Annotated in this window: 21 protein-coding genes and 1 pseudogene; 3 read left to right on the top strand and 19 right to left on the bottom strand. The window is 38.9% G+C overall.

Features of this window, described 5'->3' with window-relative positions; genetic code table 11:
* Window positions 1-15 precede the first annotated feature (15 nt).
* The 18 genes and pseudogenes from A4S05_RS08265 to A4S05_RS08190 all read right to left on the bottom strand — a co-directional run bounded on the left by A4S05_RS08265 (window position 16) and on the right by A4S05_RS08190 (window position 19,000).
* Window positions 16-1,977 carry a hypothetical protein gene (locus tag A4S05_RS08265; RefSeq protein ID WP_069069350.1) on the bottom strand — a complete coding sequence of 654 codons (1,962 nt, stop codon included), beginning with the start codon at window positions 1,975-1,977 and terminating at the stop codon, window positions 16-18.
* Between the two features lie 14 nt (window positions 1,978-1,991).
* A complete protein-coding gene (locus A4S05_RS08260; protein WP_069069349.1) occupies window positions 1,992-3,575 on the bottom strand; it encodes a phage tail protein in 1,584 nt (527 codons plus the stop codon).
* Window positions 3,556-4,500, bottom strand: a complete 945-nt coding sequence (locus tag A4S05_RS08255) for a baseplate J/gp47 family protein (RefSeq protein WP_069069348.1) — start codon at window positions 4,498-4,500, stop codon at window positions 3,556-3,558. The genes A4S05_RS08260 and A4S05_RS08255 overlap by 20 nt, the downstream gene beginning before the upstream one ends.
* 56 nt (window positions 4,501-4,556) lie before the next feature.
* Entirely contained in the window at window positions 4,557-4,919 is a 363-nt protein-coding gene (locus A4S05_RS42550; protein ID WP_218107936.1) for a four helix bundle protein, read from the bottom strand.
* Window positions 4,920-5,013: 94 nt separating this feature from the next.
* Window positions 5,014-8,691 carry a baseplate J/gp47 family protein gene (locus tag A4S05_RS08250; protein WP_069069347.1) on the bottom strand — a complete coding sequence of 1,226 codons (3,678 nt, stop codon included), beginning with the start codon at window positions 8,689-8,691 and terminating at the stop codon, window positions 5,014-5,016.
* Between the two features lie 5 nt (window positions 8,692-8,696).
* Entirely contained in the window at window positions 8,697-9,083 is a 387-nt protein-coding gene (locus tag A4S05_RS08245) for a GPW/gp25 family protein (RefSeq protein ID WP_069069346.1), read from the bottom strand.
* Window positions 9,083-9,790, bottom strand: a complete 708-nt coding sequence (locus tag A4S05_RS08240; RefSeq protein WP_069069345.1) for a phage baseplate assembly protein V — start codon at window positions 9,788-9,790, stop codon at window positions 9,083-9,085. Before A4S05_RS08240 ends, A4S05_RS08245 begins: the two co-directional genes overlap by 1 nt.
* Window positions 9,787-10,851, bottom strand: coding sequence for a phage late control D family protein (locus A4S05_RS08235; RefSeq protein ID WP_069069344.1), 1,065 nt, complete (start codon window positions 10,849-10,851; stop codon window positions 9,787-9,789). Before A4S05_RS08235 ends, A4S05_RS08240 begins: the two co-directional genes overlap by 4 nt.
* Window positions 10,852-10,854: 3 nt before the next feature.
* Window positions 10,855-11,517, bottom strand: a complete 663-nt coding sequence (locus A4S05_RS08230; RefSeq protein WP_069069343.1) for a CIS tube protein — start codon at window positions 11,515-11,517, stop codon at window positions 10,855-10,857.
* Window positions 11,508-12,932, bottom strand: a complete 1,425-nt coding sequence (locus A4S05_RS08225) for a hypothetical protein (RefSeq protein ID WP_069069342.1) — start codon at window positions 12,930-12,932, stop codon at window positions 11,508-11,510. The genes A4S05_RS08230 and A4S05_RS08225 overlap by 10 nt, the downstream gene beginning before the upstream one ends.
* A gap of 113 nt (window positions 12,933-13,045) precedes the next feature.
* On the bottom strand, window positions 13,046-13,528 hold the full coding sequence (locus A4S05_RS08220) for a phage tail protein (RefSeq protein ID WP_069069341.1): 483 nt from the start codon (window positions 13,526-13,528) through the stop codon (window positions 13,046-13,048).
* An 11-nt stretch (window positions 13,529-13,539) separates the two neighbouring features.
* A pseudogene (locus tag A4S05_RS44175) lies at window positions 13,540-13,674 on the bottom strand (DUF6760 family protein); the annotation flags it as partial.
* A 17-nt stretch (window positions 13,675-13,691) separates the two neighbouring features.
* Window positions 13,692-14,054 (bottom strand): hypothetical protein, encoded by a 363-nt coding sequence (locus tag A4S05_RS08215; protein ID WP_069069340.1) that lies wholly within the window; start codon window positions 14,052-14,054, stop codon window positions 13,692-13,694.
* A 20-nt stretch (window positions 14,055-14,074) separates the two neighbouring features.
* The gene (locus A4S05_RS08210; protein ID WP_069069339.1) at window positions 14,075-14,515 is read right to left on the bottom strand and encodes a phage tail protein; all 441 of its coding nucleotides are present in this window, start codon (window positions 14,513-14,515) and stop codon (window positions 14,075-14,077) included.
* A gap of 310 nt (window positions 14,516-14,825) precedes the next feature.
* Window positions 14,826-15,932: a phage tail sheath family protein gene (locus A4S05_RS08205; protein WP_069069338.1), complete on the bottom strand. Its 1,107-nt coding sequence runs from the start codon at window positions 15,930-15,932 to the stop codon at window positions 14,826-14,828.
* Window positions 15,933-16,176: 244 nt separating this feature from the next.
* Entirely contained in the window at window positions 16,177-17,622 is a 1,446-nt protein-coding gene (locus A4S05_RS08200) for a phage tail sheath family protein (RefSeq protein WP_069069337.1), read from the bottom strand.
* 140 nt (window positions 17,623-17,762) lie between these two features.
* Window positions 17,763-18,401 carry a carboxypeptidase regulatory-like domain-containing protein gene (locus A4S05_RS08195; protein WP_069069336.1) on the bottom strand — a complete coding sequence of 213 codons (639 nt, stop codon included), beginning with the start codon at window positions 18,399-18,401 and terminating at the stop codon, window positions 17,763-17,765.
* A gap of 14 nt (window positions 18,402-18,415) precedes the next feature.
* Window positions 18,416-19,000: a Pvc16 family protein gene (locus A4S05_RS08190; protein WP_069069335.1), complete on the bottom strand. Its 585-nt coding sequence runs from the start codon at window positions 18,998-19,000 to the stop codon at window positions 18,416-18,418.
* Between the two features lie 411 nt (window positions 19,001-19,411).
* Here A4S05_RS08190 and A4S05_RS08185 point away from each other — a divergent pair, with 411 nt between their 5' ends.
* The 3 genes from A4S05_RS08185 (at window position 19,412) to A4S05_RS08175 (ending at window position 24,203) form a co-directional block, all read left to right on the top strand.
* Complete coding sequence (locus tag A4S05_RS08185) at window positions 19,412-21,064, top strand: eCIS core domain-containing protein (RefSeq protein WP_069069334.1); 1,653 nt, start codon at window positions 19,412-19,414, stop codon at window positions 21,062-21,064.
* Window positions 21,065-21,104: 40 nt separating this feature from the next.
* Window positions 21,105-23,357 (top strand): ATP-binding protein, encoded by a 2,253-nt coding sequence (locus A4S05_RS08180; RefSeq protein ID WP_256090872.1) that lies wholly within the window; start codon window positions 21,105-21,107, stop codon window positions 23,355-23,357.
* A 207-nt stretch (window positions 23,358-23,564) separates the two neighbouring features.
* Window positions 23,565-24,203 (top strand): peroxiredoxin, encoded by a 639-nt coding sequence (locus tag A4S05_RS08175; RefSeq protein WP_069069333.1) that lies wholly within the window; start codon window positions 23,565-23,567, stop codon window positions 24,201-24,203.
* Between the two features lie 550 nt (window positions 24,204-24,753).
* On the opposite strand, the gene A4S05_RS08170 is transcribed toward A4S05_RS08175, so the two are convergent.
* On the bottom strand, window positions 24,754-26,247 hold the full coding sequence (locus A4S05_RS08170; RefSeq protein ID WP_176726951.1) for a DUF3131 domain-containing protein: 1,494 nt from the start codon (window positions 26,245-26,247) through the stop codon (window positions 24,754-24,756).
* Window positions 26,248-26,330 lie beyond the last annotated feature (83 nt).

The following is a 26,330-nucleotide window of genomic DNA, read 5'->3' as shown; positions in this document are numbered from 1 at the left end:
AGTTTGGCGATCGCACTAATCAGGAGAACCTATACATCTTGCTTTGGCGACTATATCGGCACCTGCACTTCCCTGCTTTCCTCCAAGATACCAATATCCGTCACTTTTTATATAAGTAAAAACTTGTTCGCCGCCACCAGCAAATTTTCCTTGCACGTATGTGATAAATGCTACGCATTTGCTACTATGTCCCATCTTGACTTCCGGTTGACCGTTGCTCCATACGTATTCGTTAGAATACCATATCTTTCCCTGTATTTCTCCACTAGGAGTAATGGTTAATGCGTCTACAAGAGTTCTTTGTGTACTACCTTGCGTTTGGGTTCTAATTCTCAAGCCAATATCTCGATTTGATGAGTCGTCTCTTGCTTGAAGAAAAGCTATTTTTTGTTGTCCATATTCTTTGAGTTGAATATGACCTGATAGGTCAATATTTGTCGTACTGCCAACAGATACACCCACCGACAAAGAGCCAGTTACAGTTAAATTACCAGCAAAAGAAGAAGTTCCTGTTCCTTTTACTGTTAAACCAGCATTTGCACCTGTGGCTAATAACATTCTTTCGTTATTTTGATGATCTCGCCAAGAATGATTGCCGTTAGCTGTATAGAATAAAGTAGAACCATTAATACCGAGTCCATATCCTGTCCAAAGTTGTATTTTTAGATTGTTTGTTGCATCTATATCTGTAAAAACAATTTGTTGATTGCCATTGAGATTAATTTTACCTTCTTGAATGGTTAAACTACCTTTGGTAATAACTTTTCCTGTCCCTTTTGGCTTTAAGTTCAAGTCTTGATCGTTATTGCTTCCTGCTGCATAAATTGTGTTGAAACCAAAGCCTATTCCTTGAGTTCCGTTAGTATGCCGAAACTCTATCCCATCACTATCAGCATTAAAATCGCCTGTCACATATAAACCTTTAACAGCATTCGGATGATTACCTGTGCGAGGAGCAGTTGATATATCTAACTTAGCAACTGGATTTAATGGTGATGATGTCTCAGAAATATTTAGACTACCGTTAAGTAACTGATTACCTTGTACATTTAATTTGTAGTTTCCTGGATTATTTGTACCAATACCAACATTGCCATTTGCTTTGACTCTAATAACTTCATTTCCCTCAATGGCTCCTCCAGATTGGATATTAATAAATCGTAAGTCCTCTTGTGGATCGTCTCCCCAAGCAACTACAGCATCTTTACGATTACTACCTTCGTCTTTTAAGCCAATAAACAGATTATCTGAATTCCAAAAAATTCTCACTCCTCGTTTCATCCATTCACGATTTCCGCCAGTATTTCCTTCCGAAAATTCATCGCCAATACCTAACAAACTAGAAGCTGCACCTTTGACTAAAATATTGTTGTTAACCTCTAAATTACCATCAATCTTTAAACTACCTGTCAAAACGGCTAAGTTTGCATTTGCATTTCCCCCAGAACGCAGAGTCAAAGCTTTACTATTAGAGTTTGGTAAAGATAAACCTGAATATTCTCGAACGTTAGCATCAAAAGTAATAGTATCTTGAGAAATTGTTAGTTTTGCTAGCTTAACGCTATTTTCAGGAGTTGTAGCCGCAAATCCCAAAATAGGATTTTCAATCCAACGAGTGTAGCTATCAGTTACGTCTTCTTGCTGTTTAACTTGTTGTTTTTGAGAATATTGGATGTAGAGTTCACCGTTAGTAACACTTTTGAAATCGGAAAACGTAATGTCTTGTTTTAAAACAATTAGTTCTCCGTTAATATTTATAGCCGAGCCAGATTTAATTAAAACAGCTTTTTTATCTTGAATAACTTCAACTTCCATTCCTTCAATAATTCCTGAAATATGAAGACTCTGATTATAATAGCGTTGGCGATCGCTAAGATATTTATGTTCGAGTTCAAAATCATCTTCTAGCAAATATTGCCCTGGAAAATAGTTAGGACGTTCGTTCGCAAAGTTAGTAAAATCAGTAGTTTTAGCCATTTTTATCCTGATATTTAGTTCAATGATTGACTAGTTGTTCCGAGAATTGTGTTACCAGAAATAATTTGACCTTCTTCGTTTTTACGGCAAATTTCTAGAATATTATAAGGAGAAACGGCTGTGAGGTTAAAGGTTTGTTCTAGTAATTGATAAGTCGATAAACGCTGATTAATCTTCAAGAAAGCTTGAACAGTGACTTTACCAACAATATCAATATTATTGAGATTTTTGATCGCCACATCTAATCTATCTATAGTTTGGGTAAATTGTTGGTAGTAAAGGGTACGCTTGATTGTGATCTTATTCTTTTCTCTGATGGTTTCTGGTGTGAATAAATGAAATTCTGAAACATCATCTTGAAGGCGAACTGTAATTTTATTGAGTATATCTGAGGTGATGGTGTTAGGTTGAGTAATTTCTACAATTGCTTCTAGTTCGAGTTTTTCAAGAATTGAAGTTATCTGAGGCTGCAATTCTTGAATTTTGGGTGGTTCAAATGTCTGAAAAGTGTAGGGTTGACTCCATATAGATTCTGTTATCTTCATTCCTGATTGTTGCGGTTGACTAGCTTGTTTAAAAATTGTATTTCCTTCAATAATTTCTCCTGTATTGTTTTTATTATAAATTTTAAGGACAGGTGATAAATTTATAGATTGCTCTAATAGTGTATTGCTATATTCTCTACCATTCATATAAAAATAAAGTTTGATTGCTAAATTTCCGACAAAATCTTTATCAGTCCGATTTGACAAGGCAACATTGAAACCTGTCAAATTTTCCTGAAAATGCTGATAATTCAAATCTTGTTGAATGGTAAAATATTGATTGTTTATAATTATCTTCGACGAATCAGGAGTAATTAATTTTGAATGACCTTGGAGTTGAACTAATAACTGTTTAGCCAATTGATTAATAGGAATGCTATTACTTCCGTTGGGAGTAATTATGACTTCTATAGCAAATTTTTGATTTTGTAGAGGTTCAAATAATTTAAAAGGATAAGCAATGTGCGATCGCTTAGTTAGCTGCATCGTTGGCACAAGAATTTTTAGAGTATAAAATGTCTGTGCTGGCTTTTCGCGATCGATAATAGCTTTGGCAATTTTAGCCTGTCGCCAATACTTATCAGGATCGCGGTCTTTTAAAGTTAATTGAACTTGAAAATAATTAGGAAAATTATCAAATTCATCGAAGACTTCAACCTTTTCACCAAATCCTGAGTTTTTTAAATAAATACCCAAAATTTCGATTAATCCTTGTTTTGTTCCTCGCAAACGATACAGTCGGACTATTTGCTGAATAAATGCTTTTTTAACTTCTACCTGCCAATCATTCCGTAAACTCAAGGCTACCCATCCTGCTAACCAAGGTAAAAATTCCTCTGGAGTTTGTTGAGGATTGAAATAAATATGAATATTATCTATAATTTCTTCTAATCCTGCTGGAGTAGTAATTTGCTCTTGATTAGAAGTTTCATTTATTCCGCTGAGAATTGTTTCAAATGCTAGCAGTAATTGACCAATAAAGGCATCTTTTTGGAGAATTGGCGGTAAATATTGTTGATAGCTACTAATTAGTTCAGAGTTTTTTGCGTTCATTGTCAACTTCTACTAATATTGTAAATTTAGTATTTTCGATATTGAGTTTAACTAACTGATTATCTGCTAAATTAATTTCTGTTTTGGAAGTATTATTTTTATCTTTAATTTGCAGATTTTCAACGTAATCTACTCCCTCCAAATCATCTAATAGCTTATATAATTCGGATATATAAACACTCCGACCAAAAGGCCATCCTTTTCCCTGCCAATATTTTTGCGATCGCAGCGGATCAAAAAACATTTCAACTTCTTTTTTCGCCTGTTTTTTAACTGCTTCTGCTTGTGCGCCATCTTCAAGCACTAACTCTACTTCTACGGCTATAGATACATACTCAGGTTCTACAATATGTAGGCGAGTAGTTAAAAGTCTCCTGTTGTCGAGAAAGTTAAATAAGTTTTTATATTGATTTTCTCCTTGATTATTTTCAGGAACAACTACTAAGCTAATATGTCCTTTGGTAACAGTATTAGCATCTAAATGAGATAAATTACGTTGTGCTAAACATTTAATTCTGGCAATTTTTAAGCCGTCATAATCTGGGGATTGATTCCAATCGATAAGTACCAATTTTTCAAAATCATCTGGAGTAATCGCCCGATAAGTTTTCCGCAATTCCAATAAAGTATTTTTAATTTCTGATTGCAAAGTCTTTTGCCGTTCTTGGGCAGAAAGGTTAATTGGTAAATTCCATTGTTCTCCTTTAAGTAAACTCATAAAACTGGCATAATTATCATCAGGAATTTGATTAACTCGATAGAGAGTCATTTCTGTTAACCATGCCAACAATTCAATCAGGATAATTCCGGTATCTGTGGGATTATGATCTGTCCATTCAGGATATTCAACGGGAATTTGAGAAATGGCTTCTTCTACTAAGTTGGCGTAGGTGCGATCGTCGAGATTGGGTAATGGTAGAGTCATAAGGGGAATGGGGAATGGGGAATAGGCAAGAGGCAATAGGCAATAGGCAATAGTTTTTAATTATTTAACTTTTTGAGAAGGGAAATAATCATTTTAGTTTCTTCTTGAAGATGCTGAATAATCAATTCTATATCTTTGACAGTGCATAGTCCTACTCTAGAGGATAAGATAAGATGAGTTTGTAATTCATTAATTGAGCCTTGGCTGATGTTTAAAAATCTTCCATAATCACCAGGTGTTCTTCTTCCATATCCTTCCGCAATATTGGCTGGAATAGAAGCAGATGATCTTCTTATCTGTTGAGTCATCCCAAAGAGTTCATCTCTAGGAAAATTTTTAGTTAAAAAATAACACTTCTCTGCTATTTCGATGCCTTTTTGCCAAATTATTAAATCTTTAAAATCACGAATTTCTGACATATTGTATTCCTTATATTCACCAGTCTATTGCCTATTGCCTATTGCCTATTGCCTATTGCCTATTGCCTATTGCCTATTGCCTATTGCTTATTGCCTATTGCCTATTGCCTTGAATTTGAATGCTATGAAGACCAGAATAAATTAAAGTATCAGCGCTGAGGGATGAGTTTGTTGTTGTAAGTAATACTTCTAAAGAGTTCACATAATCGACTCCCGAAATGGATTGAATAATAGCGTAAAGATCGGATTTTTGGGGATAGCGGCCAAATTGCCACCCCTCTCCTTTACCTCCGGTTAAGGGATGGAGGAAGGCTTCTAAGCGTTGATTAACACTGTTTCTTACAATATCTGCGTTTTCGAGGGATACAGGAGTTATAGTTGCATTCACAGTGAATTCTTGCCATTTAGGGGCGGTAACTATTAAATCCATTGTTGGCTGACAACGGGAACGAATATAGGTTTCGACTCGCTCCAGTAAAGCTAAACTAGGGATTGGTTGGCGATCGCTACTATGGGGCAAAACAATCAATTTAACTTGCCCTGCACGACGGTTGATTTCCCACATCATGTTTGCAAAGCTAGTTCTTTCACTCTCATTGTTGATTGTTAGCAATTTCTCATTGAGAGTATCTTCAAATGACACATCTGCTTTGGTAGGATCGAGCCAAAGTTTTTGATTCAATGGACTAAAATTAGCTGTCAGCAAATCTGGTGGAACTACTTTGACTCTGGCGACATCCGTGGAAGCTTCGTAAGCTAAATCTGCAATATCCTCAAAGGTGACAGCGCGATCGCGGTGACGTAGTTGCTTGGGTACTCGTTCTTTGAGACGATCTAAAGTCTCCTGTTGCGCCCCACCTGCGGCTGCTTCGAGGTTAATTACTCGATCGATGTAGGGAATAGTAGTTTTCAGTTGGCTGATAGTTTGTGAGGTGACGTTTCCTTGTTTACCGCCTCCTGTTTGATAAAAAGACAGGCGAATATTATTCCGTCCACTGGGGGGAATCATCCCGGCTTGTCCGTTTCCAAAGCGAATTTCGCCTGTTTGTCGATCCAAAATATAATGGCGATCGCTAGCACTAGAAGCATAAAAATCTGGTACTTCTTGCCAAAGCACCCAAACTGACTCAATTTCTCCTAAATCATCTCGAATTACTTTGAGGCGATCGGGTTCTACTTCGGGAATTTCTCCTTCTTGGACTTCTAATTGTTGTCCCATCAAAATGGGGGTGTTATTGGCAACAAAAATTTGATTTGGATCGTGGTTACTTGAACCTAAGATTTCTTCTCGTAAACTAATTGCCTGAACTGCCCAAACTGTATTAGTTAATAAGCGACGCAGACGAGGTTTAACCCAAAAATTACCTCCTTGCCAACGAACTCTTAACCAATAAAGTTGTTTACCAAAGGTTTCTCTTTTGCTGAAATCTGTTGGTGCAATAAATTTAATTAAACCTCGTTGGTAAAATGATTGAGTTTCATCGTGTACTCCTAATGGTTGCCAACCTAAATTGCTAGAATATTCCCAAACTAATTCCGGTTGTTTGGGATGAATAACTAAGTTACCAGTATTATAACTTTGTTGCAGAGATTGATTGATGGTGACTTGATTGTTGTTAATATCGCTAATCGTATAGTTATTGTATTGTTTAGCGTTGAGAGGGTTTTGAATTTGTAGGCGATCGCCATTTTTCCAGCCAGTTACATCAGCAAGATTTAGTGTTGTATCTCCAGTGTTTGCCGTTTCTGTGATGAAAGTTTCTGTTGTAATATTAGCTGATAATTCATCTGGTAATGGCGGCTCAACTTGTGCATAAAGAGTAACGGTTTTATTCTCAAATGATTTATCAAATCCCAGATAAAGAGTTGATTCTCTATCAACGGTAGGAGTGAAGGGCGTAAAATAACGATTAACGTCAGTATTGCTGGCTATATCCTGCTGAATCCTTGAGGTGAGTATAACTTGATTACTTTCGGAGTTTATCGTTTCTATTTGATAATTTTCAGAATTAATTGTTAAAAACTCACCAACAGTTAATCCTTTAACTTCACCCAAAAATAGTAATTTATCTCCACTAGCAGCCTTTCGTTTTAATTTTGTGCTAAAGCTTGTTGGCTGAGAATAAGTAAAATCATTAGCAGCAAAATAAACAGCGTTTTCTGTAATGGTAAAATCGTAGGTTAATTTTAATGATTTAATTATAGGTGGATCGTAAGTTGGAGGAATCGTTTCAGTGATAATCAACTTACGCATAATCCGAGTGCCAACGTCTAAAATTGTATTCAAAATTCCGCTTTTTAGCGTTAGCTTATTATCTGTCTGAGTAATTTTGGTAATTTGATTTTCTTCTGGAAATCCCCCGGTATTGGGAAGAAGACGAATGGTATCACCAACTTTGAATAAATCCAGACTATCAACTTTAATTTCGCTTGTTCCTTTTTTGATTTCCTCTCTCAAAACTGCCAAGTCATCATAGATAGGATATTTGCGCTCATCTGCGGCTTTGCCATAATGACCTTGAGTCATTCGAGCGCGAATCCAATAACGAGTTTCGCCATTCACAGTGCTAGGAGAAGGTATATTTTCTGCATTGGGAAATTGTAACTTTGCTTGGATAATATTTCGTTCAGTAAATTGAATAGCTGAGGAATTATCTATCCATCTTAGTTGATTATTTTCATTTGCTATTTCTTGCCATATTTGACCGTTACCAATTTCCCAGTTAATTTTTAAATTATTGATATTTACAGGTTTATAGCTTAACTGTATATCAATAGTAATAATTGTATTTGGTTTAATAAATGTATCATCTAAAGCAATATAAAATGTATCGTTAGTTTCTGGTTGTTCGCCAAAGGGATAAAAATCTTTGGTCAGGTCTATAGAAGTAGAATTAAATAAACAATTTTCAGGAATCAAACTAGATTGTTTAACATTTAAACTACCTTGAATCTTAGTAACTTGAGGTAAATTTAAAGATATATTAGTTAACTTTGCTTGTAACCATCTCCCTACTTTTCCCTGAATTTCAGAAGGAGTTGGAATAGATAAATTGGTAAAAGTAATCGTACACTGATTATTTTTTTGACTCAGTCCAGGAGTTGGAATTTCTTGCCATTGCAAACCATCCCAATAAGACCAATTCAGCGGTAAATTTTGGAATTGACTAGCACTATCCGTAGTAATAATTAGTTTTATTTGTTTTAACTCTGATAAAGCAAAAATTTCGGGACAAGTTATATAGAGAGAATGGGGAATAGAGCGATCGCCAGCAAAGGCGAAATAAGCTGCATCCTCTTCTCCTGTTGCTTCCAAAGTGCGCTCCGCGTACTTATCCTGACTTGGTTCGCGCACAAATACTGCTTGTAATTGCGTCGTTGTGACAACTAATTCTCGATCCGTTTCAAACACGATTTCTTCGTCTGTACCCTCTGCTGGTGGTACAGAAACTTGAGTATGAGCAGGAACTAACCCATCTCCGGGACTTCCTTGTGCCAAATAAAAGGTTAAAGGAACCTTAGCAGGTTGGGGAGGTTTGAGTTCTCCGCCAATTAAATCAAGGAAAGCCAGAAAATTTTTCTCTGGAACTTGGTTGAGGCGATCGCTGACTAATTTTACCATCCGCCCAAAAATGCGAATTAATGCCCTACCCGCATCCGTTTTATCTTCAGGCGCAGGTTTCCAGTCGGTATATTGCTCTACTAACTTCTCAGTTTGCTGAACAATTTCTTCATAGGTGCGTTGGTCAATTTTGGGCGGTAAATAAGCCATAAAAATTACTGTAAGTAAAAAGGATAAACTAAATTAAAAATATTATTTGTTGTCCGAACTTGATAATTTACCTGAATTAAAATCACATTTGGTTGGTTGCGATCGGAAATTGTATCAACATCTAAAACATCAATGCGAGGTTCCCATTCAATTAACGCATCGCGCACATCACTAACAATTTGTCCAACCGTTCCTAAACTATTAGGAGAGAACACCTTTTCGTGAATATCACAGCCAAAGTCAGGACGCATTACCCGTTCTCCTTTGGCAGTACTGAGAATCATCCAAATCGATTGACGTACAACATCTTCATATTTTGCGACTTTAATTTGACCCTTTTCATCAAGTTGAATTGGTAAAGTCCATCCCACACCCAGAAAATCAATATCCATTACATCACCTCTAATGAACCATCATTTATTTTCACTCCATTTGCACATTTAATCCCTAAACCAGACTGTGCTTCCAAATCATATTTAGCTTTAGCTTTAATAGTGCAATTTGCACCTACTTCTAATTGATAATTTTGTTGAGTTGTTATTTGCAGATTTTTACATTCAATTGATATATCATCATCACTACTCTTTAAGATAATTTTTCCTTTAGTTTCAATAGTTAAATCTTTTTCAACTTGAATATTCATCTTATTTTTTTGAGAATTAATCACAATTTTATTTTTACCAGTCTTATCTTGAATAATAATCTGTTCATTCTCCTCAGTATCATCTAAAACAATCTTATGACCGCTTCGAGATTTAATGACTCGTTGATTATTTTTCCCATCTTCATTTGTTATTGGTGGTTTATCTTTCCCATTCCACAAAGCACCAAGAATGTAAGGGAAATTCATATCACCTTGTTCAAAAGCAACCAAAACTTCATCATCAACTTCCGGCAAAAAATAAATACCCCGGTCATTTCCTGCCATGAGAGTTACGATTCTAGCCCAGTAACTTTCTTCTTCTGAAGATAGCCAAGGAAATTTCACTTTAATTCTTCCTAATCTCTCTGGGTCTTTGTTATTAGTAACTATGCCAACAGTTACGCCGTAAAAATGATTGTTTTGGTTATTTGATAATAAAAACTCTAGTCCATTCATGTAGCATTTCTCCCCACAGTAAATGAAGTTCTATAACCTTGACTTTGTGAATAACTATGTTCCGTGCTTTTAATATAATAAAGCCCGTTAAATCTTTTACCAAGTCCAAGAATTTCAATCACTTTCCCGGCGCGTAAATTGGGATTACCTTGACAAGTTCCTTCACCAGTAATGTAGGCGATCGCCATATCCTGAAACTGCCCTAATGCCATGTTATCGGCTTCTTCTTTACTTAACAAAGGTTGATTTACTATCGTATAGCTCGATTCACCAAAGGCTTTTTTGACTGCTTTTGTCCCAGAAGTTAAACCTCCCATTGTGCCACCTTCTTTTCCTACTGTTGCTTTACCCGACACCTCTTCTTTTTCTTTAGCAATCCAACCTTTGACCTCTAACTGTTGTACCTGATTCATCGTACTTAAGCGTGGTAAAAACTCTTGTAAATCTTCTCCATAAGTTAAAGTCAAAACTTTCTCTGTAGCGTTCTCATGGGGGCGAAAATGGAGAGTTTTTTGATCTACTGCAACTTCATAACCAATGCGTTTAGCTCTCTCTTTTAAAAAATCCCAATCTGTTTGATTATGCTGCAAAATATATTCTAACTTCACTTTAGTATCGGTAACTTTGGCTGTAAGTCCTCTAGTTCTAGCAATTTGACTGACAATTTCACTATCCTTAATTTTGAGGAAAGATTTTGTGTGACTTCCTCGCAACAAACGATGGCGTAAATCATGACCACGCACTACTAATACAGGTGCTACATCCTGGGTATATTCTGGTTCTAATCCCGTAATTTCCCCCACCATGATAGTTTTGAGTTCTTGTTCATATCCCATTTGAATTTCTACTTCATTACCAACATCAAATACTTTGTCATCTACCCATGTCATTTCTTGTTTTAATAAGTCCCAAGTAACTAATCGCAGTTCGAACATACCAGGCGCTTCCAAATCCTCAGAGACTAAAGCTGATACCAAATCAGCTGCTATTTCTGCGGCTAAGGGTTTGCTTTGAACCAAAATTTTGACATTAGGATTTAATAAGGAAGCATCATTTGGCATGATTTAACTCCTCTGAGTCAGGCTAGTAATTCGCAAAGGAGGAATTGTCAGCACAGTTCCAGGATTTAAGATACGAGGATTGTTTAAACGATTTTCTGCGGCAATTACACGCCATAAACCCGGATCTCCATATTCTTCAGTGGCGATACTACTTAAAGTTTCTCCTCGTTTAACGATTCTCACAGGATCATCAATGGGATTAGCAATCTTTGCCTTTTTTTTCGGTTCTTTCCATTCTTTAAATTTACAGGTTAAGGTGGCTCTGACAGGCGTACCATCTTCAAGAAAATGAGTCAGTTTTTTAGTAACACTTTCTAAAAAACCATCAGGTAATAACAAGCTATCTTTACCCGATATAGTTCCCCAAATCAGTTGACAACGAGGGGGACGTTTGGGATTTTTGCCAATGCGAGGCTGAGTCAAACTAAAAATTTTGCGGGTATAGTTTTGGACATTTTCTGGGGGAAATCCTATCAGCGTGGTGTCAAAGAACAAATCAAGACTAAGTTGAGTTAATTCTTTAGATGCAACTGGGCCATAATTTCCCATTGACCAGCCTGTTTTGACAATTTCCACTTGATTAGGATTAAAAAGAACTTTAAATTTATCAGCAAAGTCTCCTGGGTTATTTTTTTCAGCTTTGATAGTTAGTTTCTCTAGTGCCATCGATTTTTTCCTCTGCGTTCACTTTCAATTACTAACCGTCGCATTAGTTTGCGTTCAACTTGACTAGCGATCGCATCAACGTCAATATTGGATTGAGTTGCTATTGGCGAAACCGAGGTTTCTGTTGGTGATACAGGACTGGCGAAACTTCTAGGAGGTGATGAAGAATCCGTATTTGATATTGAATTGCGGTTCGGTAGGTTCGATTGCTGGCTATCACTCTTTGATGATGGGGTAGTTTTAGCTATCTTTAAAGGCAAAGATTCAGGTTGTAAGGATAGGTTACTTGGAGAAGTTACAGAAACAACAGGAAGAGGAGATATGTTTTGCTTGTGATTATTTTGATTAATTTGTGAGTTAGAAATAGTAATAAATTGTGTGTTGAGGGTCGTTGCAGGTTGATTTTGAAAAGTTGGTGAATTGATAGCAGATGATATTTTTTGCTGATTCAAATTAACTTGAGTAGTTAGAGGTTGTGCAGTGACTATAGGAAGTTGTTTTGAGGAGATTTGAGATATTAATTTTTCGTGCTTGACTGAGCTTATATTGTCTCCATAATTCTCTGCTTGTGTTTGTTGTTTATCAGCTAAATTATTTAAATCATTAACAATAGGAAGAGATCGCTGTGTTCTGGAATCAATATTAAGTTTTGCTTGAATAATAGGTAGTGTTACATCAGGAAGGCTGGTAAATTCTTGTGATGACAACATTTCTGCTGTTTGTGGTAACTTTTCAGCAATGGATTGTGGCGAAACTATGGGGATTTTTAGTGAAGAGATAGAAGTGGTATCTACATTCAATTGAGATGGGTGATTGAGATTTGATTCAGCGCTATTAGGCAAAGATGTTTGCGAGTTTGTCAAATCTATTAACGCCATTTCTGCTATTTTTGGTAATTGTTCAGCAATGGTTTGTGGCGAAATTACTGGAACTTCAGATGAAGATATAGGGGTTTTATTAATTGGCGTTTCAAAAGTTAAAGATTGTGTTGTCTCATCTGTAAAATTAGAACTTGATAAATCTGTAATATTTTGTACAGGGGTAGTATTAGTAACTGTTCTAATTGGTAAAGATTCAGAAGAATCTATTTTTCTTTGAATTATATTAGACGAAGGCTCAACTTGGGAGACAGTTGGCAGAGAATTATGTACCCTATTCTCTACTTCTTGTTCTTTTGCTAATGAAACAGGCTGTGCATAAACAATCGGTATAGGCTCAGATGACAGGGTATTAGTATTACCCCAACGTTGCATTTGTTGATTCAAAAGAGGTAAACGATTTAAAAAGCGATCGCAACGATTAATAATGCGCTGACTCATCGCCATTTTCATCATTCCCGGTTGACGCAAGGGACGATGGAGGCGATTTACTAACCCCTCATCAAGTGAATCTTGCCAATTAGATAAATTTGCCATGATGCAACATAAAACTCCTATACGATTTTTACGAAGCTGAATACAACTATAAAAACCTCCTTACCTATTCCCTATTCCCTACTCCCTACTCCCTACTCCCTACTCCCTACTCCCTATAACTTAGAAATTCCTTGATGCACCAATTCAATTTTTTCTACAGCAATTTCATCGCTACTAGCGTTAAAAGTTGGCCCTTCCCATTTGACGGGATATGCTTTTTTAAACGTCCACCACATCACCGGAATTTGTTGATTATTAAGTAAGATAATCGTACCATTCAACTGCTGAATCCACCCTTGACTAGTTGCTTTATACCAAATATAAAACAAATCAATATTCACTAATCCTCGACTCAAAATTAAATTTGGATAGGTAGTATGTTTGGGGAATTTATGAGTAAAATCGTTTAAGCCTCCTTCCTGATAAGATTCCAACTCAATTTCGCTACTTAAACCGCTAACCTCGCTAAAACCACCAATAACAACTCCTCCAATTTCCACGGCAAAATTATAAGCCATGTAGGGGTCGTGTCCCAGTAAACTGGCTGTTGAACCTGCGGCTAAAGCTGCATTGAGTGCGATAAGTTTGGGATTCATTTTTTTCCTGTTCAATCGCTAAGTCGCTGATTAATTTGTGCTACCTGCGTCACCCACTGCTGACGTTCTCGGTGTTCCATTGTCATAATCTGTTCGTAAGACCAATGAAAATGGTAGGCAAGGTAAGCTACCTCCTCCAGCAGTCTTTCTGTGGGGTAGCAAACTACTCCCCCACGGGAATAGTTTCCACTTCAAACTCTCCGTCACAGTGGGGACAAGCTACCCGCAAACGACTATGACCGTTTTGGTTAATCCTTTGATAAAAATCCTGTAAATAGACTAAATCTCCTGAAAATAAACCCTCAATTATTTTGGTATTAATTTGGTCTAATGTTCCTAATTGGACTATCGTCCTTGCTAAGAGAATAATCACCAAATAACCAGGATTTTTTTGCACCCTTGGATCTCGGATAGGGGCAATTTCATCATAGGCAGTGGAAAGGCGCATAATGCCTTCGCGGTGAGTGTTACTTTCCGAGTCGAGATATCCTTGAGGCAAGATAAAAGGAAATTCAGTTTGCTGCATGATTTTGCGGAAGGGAAATATTAACCAATGGTGATACCTTCATGAACTAATTCGAGAGTTTCTATTGCTACTTCGTCTGAGGTAGCATTAAAATCTGGAGCATTCCAAGTAGTAGGCCAGCTATTTTCTAAATTCCAGCGAATTTTTTCTTCTCCTTTATCATCAGCTAAAATGATGGAAAGATTACGCCGATCTGTTTCACCATTTTGTAGTTTTTTGTGCCATTCCCACAGTTCTTTATTGTCGGTAATTCCCCGTTTTAGGGTAATGTTGCCATAAGTATTAAGACCGGGAATTTGACGTTGGCTTAATGCTTTATCTGTTCCTTCTCGGTAAGTTCCTGCATTGCGAGTTGCTGTCAAACCGCTACATTCACGAAAACCAGCATGGACAATACCATCCCATTCCACCCAGAAATTATAACCACTGTATGGGTCGTGAGGATTAGAAATTGTTGGCATAATAGAATCTCCTGCAATAAATTTGAATTAACAATTATCAGTTTTTGAGACGCGATAAATCGCCGTTTATACAAGTGTTTTGGTCTTATCTGAACTGTATTGCTATATAACAATACGCTTGGGTTAAGGGTTATTGGTGTAGGTAATTGGTCTTTGAAGACGCGATAAATCGCCGCCTCTACAAGTTTTTTCGTCTTATCTGAACTGTATTGTGTTATATAATTCCCATTTAATTTTTGAAACACTCAACACATATCTACTTCCTTTTTCCACTTTTTTACTATTGCCCATTCCCTATTGCCTATTGCCTTCATATCAATGTAATTCCGCTACTACTTTGAACAACTAAAAGTTGAATAAATTCCCCTGGAATAGTGGGGGCTAAACCAACTTCTGCTATTACTTGTCCCATTTCTCGATTTTCAGGGGGATTAGTTTCGGCATCACATTTGACATAAAATGCCTCTTGGGGCAAAGCACCTTGGATAGCACCTTGTCGCCATAAAGATTCACAATAAACGCTTAATTCCCTTTGCAGCCGCACCCATAAAGGAAAAGCATTGGGTTCAAAGACTGTATCGGCTAAGTTACGATTTACCCAGCGTCCAAAGGTGAGAAATAAGCGACGCACGTTGACATATTGCCATTCAGCGATGGGGCTGAGGGTACGCACTCCCCAGACTCGCATACCTCGTCCTTGGAAGCTACGAATACAATTGACTCCCGCTGCGTTTTTTGGATTAAGCTGTTCTTGGTCTGTGGGAGTCAGGGGAAAACTGAGATCCAGTACCCCTGCAAGTGGAATATTAGCAGGTGCGCCATGTACTCCGACTGTGCGATCGCAAGTTGCATATATTCCGGCAATATGACCACAGGGAGGAATCGGATCGACGCGAAATTCTACTTTTAGCCAAGGTGCATATAATGCCCCATTTTGGCTAGAAAGTCGTTTGCGTTGGTCATTTAGTTTTCCTACATCATTCAAAGCATCAAGAATGGCAAAGCGATCGCCCATCTGCTCGCAATGTTTTAAAATAGCTTGCTGCTTTTGAATAACTTCCGCATCTGAACCAAGCATGATGTCGGGAACACAAACCAAATCAACATTTTCTAAGACTTCGCTGGTCTCTAAACCTTGTTGGAGAGCCTTAAGAGTATTATCAGATAAGGCTATAACATAACAAAGACGACCTCCGTTTTCAAAAAATCCTTTGATTGCATCTGCTAGATATCCCTTGGCTTGACCAAAATATTGCTGAAAATGCGTCGCCAAGGTTAGCTTTTTTGGTTCGTTCACTCCCTCTTTAAGCGATGTCAAGCCAAAGAATACCGGAACACCTGTCAGTAACTCAGGTTGTGGAGTGGGAACGACATAGTTTAAAGAGATACCTGGTATTTTTGGCTCTAAAGTTGTCATTTGTCATTTGTCATTGGTCATTTGTCATTTGTCATTTGTCATTTGTCATTGGTCATTTGTCATTTGTCATTGGTCATTTATCATTATTTTCAGTGAGGAGTAGGGAAAAACCACTTTCATACTTTCCTGTGAAACTTGTTTCCTTGAGATCACCTCCTACCTATTGCCTATTGCCTATTGCCTATTCCCTATTCCCTACTCCCTACTCCCTACTCCCTATTCCCTATCCCCTATTCCCTATCCCCTACGTTCCCGTCCCAGTCCATTGACTCAGACGGAAAATCACGAATTCTGCCGGCTTCACCACTGCTAGACCAATCTCTGTGACAACTTGACCCAAATCCCGCACTTCTGGGGGGTTGGTTTCGGCATCACATTTCACATAAAAGGCTTCTTGGGGTGTTGTGCCAAACAATGCACCTTTGCGCCACTCTATCAATAAAAAAGCACTGATATTGCGGCGGATTTTTGCCCATAGTTCGGGGGTATTGGGTTCAAAAACTGTCCATTGAGTCCCTTTATCAATGGAGTCTCGCAGGTAACTAAAATGACGGCGAATATTGACGTATTTAAACTCTGTATTTGCATCTCCGCCCAAGGTACGCGCACCCCAAACGCGGATATTCCCGTTTAACTTGCGAATAACGTTAATTCCATCGGGATTAAGCCCATCTTGTTTGGCTTTGCTGAGATTATATTTTAAATCTAAGGCTCCCAAAATAGTTTCATTGGCAGGGGCTTTGTGTACTCCCCTTTGCCCATCAACCCGTGCATAAATTCCTGCAATATGACCGCTTGGGGGAATATAAATATTGCTATTGCTTGCAGGATCGAAAACTTGAATCCACGGGAAATATAAAGCTGCATAGGCAGAGTTGAAGGGTTTAAGAGTATTCACAACTCCTGTGCTGCTAAGGTCGATGGTATCTAGACTATCCAGAATCGCAATGCGATCGCCTAGTTTTTCTGCATGGTCTTTGATATCATCTCTGAGGGCTAAATTTCCTGGTGCAGCGACGATAGTGATTTCATCAATAGCTTCAAAGGCATCTAAAACGCCAGCAAGTTGATTTTCTCCAGATATCCAGGTGACATAACAACGAGTTCCACCATTTCTGAAAAAGCCATAAACTGCATGAGCTAAGGTGTTTTGTCCTTGGGTATCGCCACTAGGCGGTAAAAAGTCACCAAAGAATTTCTTAAATTCACTAAAGTTTGTGATTAATTTAATTTCCCCTTCTTGAGCGATGTTGGAGTCGCTGGGAATTACTGTTACAGGTAGTTGAACTTGGTAATATCCGGTAATTTTTTCCCCTGAAGGAATCGCATCTTTAAATTTTACGGTTGCAGATTTGTCTGCATCGCTATTGGTAATAGGGTTTGTATCATCTAAATTAACAGGACTCCCACCAACGAAGAAGCCATAAGTCCCCACTGTGGTAACTAGTGGATAATCTCCTGATAATAGGGAATAATTTTTTTGGTTTCCACCTTTACCTTCACCAATCTCAACTGGACTTGTAGGGCTACCCACAGACTTAATTGAGGTGTTGTTAGTATTAGTTGATGACCAAGCATTGGCTTTAATCGTGCCAATAAAAGCGGCAATGCTGGTTCCAACTCCTACAATTGGGGCAGAACCGGAAGCTATTTCTTCGACGTAAACACCTGGAGAAAGATAGGTTGGCATTTCATTAGCTCCTTGATATAAGTAAGAAGGCAAATAGGGAATAGGCAATAGGCAATAGGTATAAGAGTTTTAGCTTAGTTTATTTTTCCTCATATAGTTGATTATTGTGCCTATTTACTTATCCTAAAAAAATTGAGTATTTATTTTGGTTTTAGAGCAAAATTCTGCTCTGCAATTACTTGCCCACGCTGAATATTGAGTTGCTGAGAAACTTGTTGATAACCTGTCGCAGAGACAATCATGGTAATGGTACGCTGACCTGATTTTGGCGATTCTAATCCGATTAAGCGATAATTACCTTGTTGGTCACTAATGGTACTATCTCCACTATCTTGAATCTGTACTTTGGCATTTGTAATCAACTTTTTTGAATCGTCTGCATCAGTAATTTTTCCTTTAATTCCCGTGGGTGAAAGCACAATATCTGCCATCGTCGCGGTAATTTTGCCATTGATAGGGGAAGATACTTGAACTTCTTTCCTAGCTTTGTTGTATCGCGTTGGGCTGATAGGTAACGATGCTTCTAAAAGATATTCCCCAGGGGGTAAATTAGTAAAGTAAAAATAACCATCATTGCTGGTAATTTTGCGGTCAGGTCGCTCAGGAATTTTTTCCCATTGCGAACCGGATTGCAGTGCTTTTAGAGATAAAATAGCCCGGAATTTTTCTGGCATCTCAATAATTGCAACTATTGCACCAGAAATATTCTTTTGCGTTTCTCCTTGCAGAACTTTACCTGCGATCGCTATTTGTTGGTTAACTATAGATAGTTCGAGCATCGCTACTCCTGAAACTAAGAGTTTGGTCGATGAACTCCCACCAGTCCCGCTTCTTCTCCTGCTTCATCTACAGGAACGGAGATGGTGACAGTACAATGCAAGACAACCTTGGGTCTAGTTCCTTCCTTCCCCCCCATTGCTTGCCAAAATTCCCCAAAACTTTGTAAGTTACTGGGACGTAAACTAATTAGTCTTAAAGGAAGTTCTTGTGCTTCCAAGTTATCTGCAATCAAGGGTTCGGGAAGTTTTCGATGTCGCAGCAACACCTTCATCACTGCTCCTAAAAGTTGATGTTCTGTCTGGACATCCTCTTCATTTTGTGGCCAAGCAGTAATTAGATATGAACAATCTACCCTAGCTGGGGGACGTTTTCTAATTGCTCTGCCATTAGTTTGGCGTTCCACTGACCAAGCACTACTGCGTAACTCCAGATTCTCCTGCACATCATAAAGAAATAAATTAATCGCTGGCTTTTGTTTAATTGCTCCTTGATAAGGCGTAACAAAACTAATAAAAACTTCCGTGTCTCCAGAAGGAACATCAGGTGGAAGTTCTCGCTTCAGTAGCAATTCTAAAGTAGTGTCTAGACCATCTAACATAATCTAAACAATGTTTGTTTTATGACACTGCTCATTTTGAAAGCTTATGAAAGAAAATAACTGCTAGTTCAAAATAATACAACCAGTTACTAGCTTTATGAATAAAATATACATGAAACATTGTCAAGAATATTGTAACTATTAGTAATATTTGCAAAAACTGTAATTTCAGAAAAATCTGCTAAAATCGATTGATTCAATTTAAAATAAGGAATTTGACGTTGCAAAATCTTTCTGCAACGATAATAATTGAGTTGGACTTTTCTCAGTGTTGTGAAATACCAATGTAATAATTTAGGCTACTAATACTATATATAATAAATACGCAAAAACTATAAGTTACATAAATACTTAAGTATATCTCAGCAGTATTTTTTATTGCAATCCCTAATCGAATGCCGGAGATTAACTATGTACCGAAAACAAATATTTCAAAAAGTTGCACCCTCGCTGTCATCAACGCCAATAAGTAAAGAGATTGCCTCTAGTCCTAGTTATGGATCATTGTCTTCAGTTGTGCAGAGAGTGCAACAAGACCCAAATAGCGTGAGTGGGGATGAGAGACAGGAGTTAGAGAGTGCGATCGGTTCAAGGTCAACGCGAGAGATTTTAGCGGGTAAGCAAACCTCGTGGGTTCCTGAATTTCAGGGAATTTCCGCCCAGCTTTGGGGTGATTCGGGGCAGGTAGCTGCACCAATACAGGCGAAGCTGACAATAGGGGAAGCGGGGGATAAGTATGAGCAAGAAGCGGATCAGGTAGCCAAGGATGTGGTGCAGCAGATTAACACACCACAAACGAATGCACTGCCAAAGGAAGATTCAGCGCAAATACAACCTAATACTTTACAACGTCAGCAAGCAAATAAAGAAGAATTGCAACGAAAACATCTACCAGAAATAGTGCAACGTCGAGAAGCTATTGCTGCGGGTGAAGCATCAAGGAATTTGGAATCTGCGATTAATAGTACTAGAGGAAGTGGACAGCCTTTGGATGCCAGCCTGCAAAAGTCAATGGGGCAAGCGATGGGAACAGATTTTAGTGGGGTGCGGGTGCATACGGATGCTCAGGCTGACCAGTTGAATCAGTCCATTCAGGCTAAGGCGTTTACCACAGGAAAGGATTTGTTCTTCCGGCAGGGAGAATATCAGCCGGGGAGTAGAGGGGGACAAGAATTGATTGCCCATGAGTTGACTCATGTACTCCAGCAAAATAGTGCTGTAGTGCAGTCTGCTGTTACCCAAAAACATAACGATTGGGGAGAGGCAGATAAGTTTCTCCAAGTTAAAAATTATGTCATGTCAAAAGCACCTCAGGGTGTCATCCAACGCGGAGGAGCGGAAGATACCAGCAAGGATAATAGGACTAAAATAAAAGTGCTAAAAGAGGAGGGAGGAGTAAAAATTCTCTACTCTCAAGACGAAAAATATTATTATGTTGAAGCCCGAAAAGACATAACTTTCAAAGGTTCGGTATGGCTTGGAGAGGTGAAAATAGAACCTCCTAGAGGAGGTTATACTGTCCTCCACACTGATGCAACACAGGATGCTCGTGGAGGATTGCTTACAGCTTTGATTCCTTTCGCTCTGAAAATTGTTGCGAAAAACCATCTAGACCAGGACGGCAAAGTTGTATTGCCAATGGGGGGTGGTGCAGTCATCAAGAGTATGGTGAAGCTGCTGAGTGAAAAAATAGGGGACACAGATACACATGGTGAAGCTACCGAAATAGAAAAGGGGCGTAAAGCGAAGGAAAAAGAATATGTAGAAAGTTTAGGGTTCTTTGACAAAAGAAGGTACGAGAGTGCCAAAAAAGCAAATGTTAGTCAATGGAACGAGACATTCGATCAGGAACACGAAAAGCATATGGAGGCAATATTAAACACTCACAAAGGATCGTCTATTAACTTCATCTCATCAAAAGGGAGTGTGAAGCGAGATGCTGAAGCAAAAAACCTTGGGCTAGAAGTCGATATCCCAACTTATATAGAAACATTAAAAAAGGCAACTACCATGACAGTAGAGATACCTGCTGCTTTGGTAAGGGAAATAGCTGATCAAATATAAAAGAAAGTTATTGTAGTGCGATCGCCTTCTCTTCTATGGTGTGTTAACAGATACAGCACCAAATCAACCCATCACAGTGCAGTGCGATGGCTACGGTAGGTGTAGCCATCGCTCACGAACTTTGCTCCACTTTCATTTATCATTCAAGGAATATCCGGTGGATTCAACAGCAGAAGGAGGGCAGATATTTACCAAACCCATCTCCCAAGAAATAGAAATTAGTCTCGATTTGAATGGGTTGCAACCTCTCCTACAAAGATTAGATTGGCTAATCAAACAAGCTATTCATGTTCTCCAAACACACCGAAAAGCAGAGGGAGAACTGGGAGTGTCATGGTTGCAAAAAACAGATATATCATCACAGCAAACATCAATTCAAATTCGGTTGGATTCTGCCTTAGCTTGGTTGCAACGGACTTTTGGGTTATCTGCCTTTGACTTAGATATATTAGCGATCGCTCTTGCACCAGAATTAGATCGTCACTATGAACAGCTCTATGCCTATCTCCAAGATGATATAAGCAACAAAAGACCTACAGTAGATATGGTCTTAAACTTGCTCTGTTCTAGCGTTCCTGAAAAGCTATCACGACGTAAGCATTTTACTACTAACTCACCCCTAATTAACCACCGTCTGCTCCATCTCTGCCCAGAACCTCATCAACAGCAATCTACACTTCTTTCTCATCGTCTAATACTCGACTCCCAAGTGGTGAGGTTACTATTGCATCAACCGGGGTTAGATTCCCGACTCACTTCTTGTTGTCAACTACTAGAACCAACCATATATTTCGATACTTTATATCTCAAGGCAGATGTACAAACAGCACTAGAAGCCTTGTTGATAGAAGACTGGCAGAAACAACAACCCCTACTGCTCTATTTCCAAGGAACTGATAGCACGGGTAAACGCCGCACCGCCCAAATCCTCGCCAAAAGCCTGGATGTTCCCTTGTTAATCGCCGATTTAGCACGGATGGTAGAGGATAAAGCTACCTTTGAGGAAAAACTGCAACTTTTATGGCGAGAAGCCTGGTTTTTTCACCGTTTGCTGTATCTGGATAACCTTGATATTCTTTACCTACCGGAAAATCAAATTCTCTATCAATCCTTCCTCAGAGAACTAGAAGAGAACAATCGGGGTATTACCATCCTCGCAGGGGTACAAAATTGGATACCCACAGCTATGGGTGCAACTGGGTTAATTACAGTTCCCTTTACAGTTCCTAAGTCTAGTCAACGCAGACAATGTTGGCAAACTCACCTAAAAGCAGCACAGATAACTGTTGAGGATCGAGAGTTAGATGTATTGAGCGATCGCTTTCTGCTAACCCCAGACCAAATTGCCGATGCTGTCGCTACTGCCTATAATACCGCCCGTTGGCAACAAATTAACTCAACTAAAGAAAAACCACTACCGTCATTTTTAAACTTATGTAGTGCAGCTCGCGCTCAATCAGGTCACGATTTAGCTAGCCTAGCCCGTAAAATCGAACCGAAATATACCTGGGATGATATTGTATTGCACCCCAACCAAATCACACAACTACAAGATATTTGCAAAGAAGCAGAATACCGAGATTTAGTACATCAAAAATGGGGTTTTGCAGATAAATTATCTTTAGGAAAAGGTCTAAATGTTCTGTTTTCTGGTTCTTCCGGTACAGGTAAAACTATGGCAGCAGAGGTGATTGCCCATCAACTGCAACTAGACCTTTACAAAATTGATTTGTCTCAAATAGTTAGTAAATACATCGGCGAGACAGAGAAAAATCTCAATCGTATTTTTACTGCTGCAACCAATTCTAATGCCATTCTTTTTTTCGATGAAGCTGATGCCTTATTTGGCAAACGTTCTGAGGTGCAAGATGCCCGCGATCGCTACGCCAATATCGAAGTAGGTTATCTGTTACAAAAAATGGAAGAGTATGAAGGTATTGCAATTTTAACTACAAATATCCGTAGTAATATTGACGAAGCTTTTGAGCGGCGACTCCGATTTATTATCGAGTTTACCTTACCAGATACAAAGAATCGTCACCTAATTTGGCAGAGAGTTTTCCCCAAAAATGCCCCCTGTAGCCACAATCTTGATTTAGAATTATTGGCACAAAATTTTGAGCTTACGGGGGCTAATATTCGCTATATTGCACTGACAGCAGCTTTTTTAGCAGCAGATGATGGGGGAGTAATTGAGATGGTACATTTAATTCGAGCTATGCGTCGAGAGTATCAGAAAATGGGACAAATTATCAGGGATAAGGATTTAGGTCAATATGTAGATTTGCGGTAAAGAAAAACTTGTAGGGAAAACACACTAACTAAAGCATATATATGTACTTTAGTCAATAAATTTTAACTCTCTTTCGTCCTTTATCCAAGAGTGCTGACAACCTAAAATTTTGTTTCAAACTGCTATAGTCCGATTGGGAAATCGGGGTTTTATGTCATGATGGCATACTAGAATATATATGCCTTTCTTAACTACAGGGAATCTCACATGGCTCTCCGTCTAGGTGACACAGTACCCAACTTTACGCAAGCCTCAACACACGGCGACATCGATTTTTACCAATGGGCAGGTGACAGCTGGGTTGTGCTGTTCTCTCACCCTGCTGATTTTACACCTGTTTGTACAACAGAACTCGGCACAGTTGCCAAGCTCAAACCAGAATTTGACAAGCGCAATGTCAAAGCGATCGCACTCAGCGTTGATGACGTTGAATCCCACAAAGGCTGGGTGGGAGACATTGAAGAAACTCAAAGCACCACCCTTAACTACCCAATTTTGGCAGATGCCGATCGCAAGGTTTCTGACCTTTACGACATGATCCACCCGAATGCGAATGCGGCGGTGACAGTGCGATCGGTTTTCGTGATTGACCCTAATAAGAAACTCCGCCTAAGTTTTACATATCCCCCCAGCACAGGACGCAACTTTGATGAAATTTTGCGGGTGATTGATTCTCTGCAATTGACTGATAATTACAGCGTGGCGACACCAGCTGACTGGAAAGATGGAGACGATTGTGTAATTGTCCCCTCACTCAAAGATCCAGAAGTACTCAAAGAGAAATTCCCCAAAGGCTACGAGGAAATCAAACCCTATCTGCGGATGACTCCTCAGCCTAACAAGTAAATCTGAGAATAATTTTTGACAAAAAAGCAAAGACGCAAAGTTATAACTTTGCGTCTTTGTTTTTTTGCGTGAGAATATAATTAGTTGGCTAGGCATCCGAACCTGGAGGAAATCCCGATGTTTTCATCTCCTTTGGTTTTGCAAATTCGCACATTGCTCATTGGTGTCAANNTCTACTGAAGTAGACTGAATATTTTTCGGGATATCTAGTCATCTTCAGATGACTTTCGCTATGATTCTTGGAACTTCAGTCCCTTACAGGACATAGTTTTTGCGTTAAGTTGACACTAATGAGCAGTGCTCATGCATGTCAACTTAAGCCAAAAATAGTGTACTGATTAGGTGTTGTTCACCCACCAGGGAATATAATTCCCTGACTAATTGCGAAAATTTTCGCGCTCTTTAGTCCTCTTCAGAGGACTTTAACTATGAGACAGGGATTTACAATCCCTGGCGGACGTGAGGTTTCGCGTTAAGTTGACACCAATGAGCAGTGCTTTACCCCTACGAAAAATCTATATGTATCAAGATTTTTGTGAAATGGTATAACTTACGGTTTTCTGATAGCCTTCTCTGTTGATTTATGACTCTTGACTCCTGCCCAAAAGGTAAGTGGTTGCCCAACTTTTTTATACAGTAGACTCTCCAAAATAACACCGTTATTATTGGCGGTAAGAGTTTTATTTGGCTGACGCAGAGACTCATAAAAACCGCTGTACCAGCCTTCTTTAGACTGAAGGTTGCCTTGAACGAAATCAAATAACTGGCGAGTATAATCAGTGTTATAAAGTACATGCCAACCGATCGCAGCTTTGGCACTGAGGAATCGCAAATTGTTATGCTGTTCTCTGGTATCTGTAATAGTTGTCCAAGGTTTTCCGTTGACAAATAGGCTGCTGTAAACGAAGTATGGAGAGCGATCTAAGTTGTCTGCGGTAACGGCAGTTAATTGTTTTGTGGCTTCATAACGCGCTGCTTGAGCAGCTAAAATCCGATCAGCATAAGCTTTAGGCAAAGCTTGAAATCCAGTTTCAATACCATCTAAGATATAAGGTTCGCTAAGAACGTAGTTATTAGCACCAGAGTTTTTATAGTCACGTTGATCGTAAGGAATTCCCTCTCCGTAAAGATCAACAAAGGCAGCGTGAGACTGATAATCTAAGGCTTTGTTAACATCCAAGCCCCAAAGCTTCAGACCATAAGCAGCATAATTCTCATAACCCAAGCGACCTTCTTGGTTGTACTGTTCTTTACCTTTGACAACAGCAGTACCATACATTTGTCCTCTTTTGGTCAGACGCTTGACTTGCCAATGTTTCCAAACTGCTTCTGTTTGCGATCGCATTTCTGGATACTTTGCCCCGACAATCTTCAGCCAAATTGCCATCCTGCCCAAATCGATGGCTGACCAACCAATTTCTTCCCGTTTTTCTAGTTGACCATAGTTAACAGGGACGAGAGTTTTAGCATTGTAAAGCTTGTTGGGTAGTTCCCCTTTGTATAAAGGCATTGATGCCAGAGTTTTCAACATTTTGCTCATTTTGGCTTCAAATTCAGCCACAGGCACGATATTGAGTTCTCTAGCACTGACCAAGGCTGCGATCGCTGCTGTCTGATCCCACATACTGACAGAGGCAAAGCCATCAACGGAATTGACCAAGCCAGTTTCATCGTTCCAGTTGCGCTGGAAGTATGACCAAGCCTGACGAGCAGTTGTCGTTTCCCCTGGAGTCAGCTTTCCAACTCCAGGAGCAACGTATGGAATTATGGCGATCGTTAGTTGGTTTTTAGGGATGGGTTGACCTGGCAACACTAAAGATTTAGCATCAAAGCTGGCAATTATTTCAGCTTCTTGAGTAGAGATAGGGCTTTGGATTTTATCTGGTTGTACCAACTGCTGTGAGGCAGTTTGGTCTACAGAAGTTTTAGGAAGTTGCTTAGACCAAACAGTTAAAATTGCGATCGCGATCGCAGCGGTAAGCACTCCTCCTACAGAAGCTAGTATGAACAAGCTCTTAGGTGGCGGTTGAAAATCAGAACTCATACTGATTAAAGCCTTATTTTGTAAGTCAGGGTTATTTGCGTAGTTTCACCAAATACATTCTTCCCAATTTTGAAATCTAACTA

The sequence above is a fragment of the Nostoc sp. KVJ20 genome (assembly GCF_001712795.1).
Taxonomy (GTDB): domain Bacteria; phylum Cyanobacteriota; class Cyanobacteriia; order Cyanobacteriales; family Nostocaceae; genus Nostoc.
The sequence above is the reverse complement of the archived record's forward strand: the minus strand, read 5'-3'. Positions and strand labels throughout refer to the sequence as shown.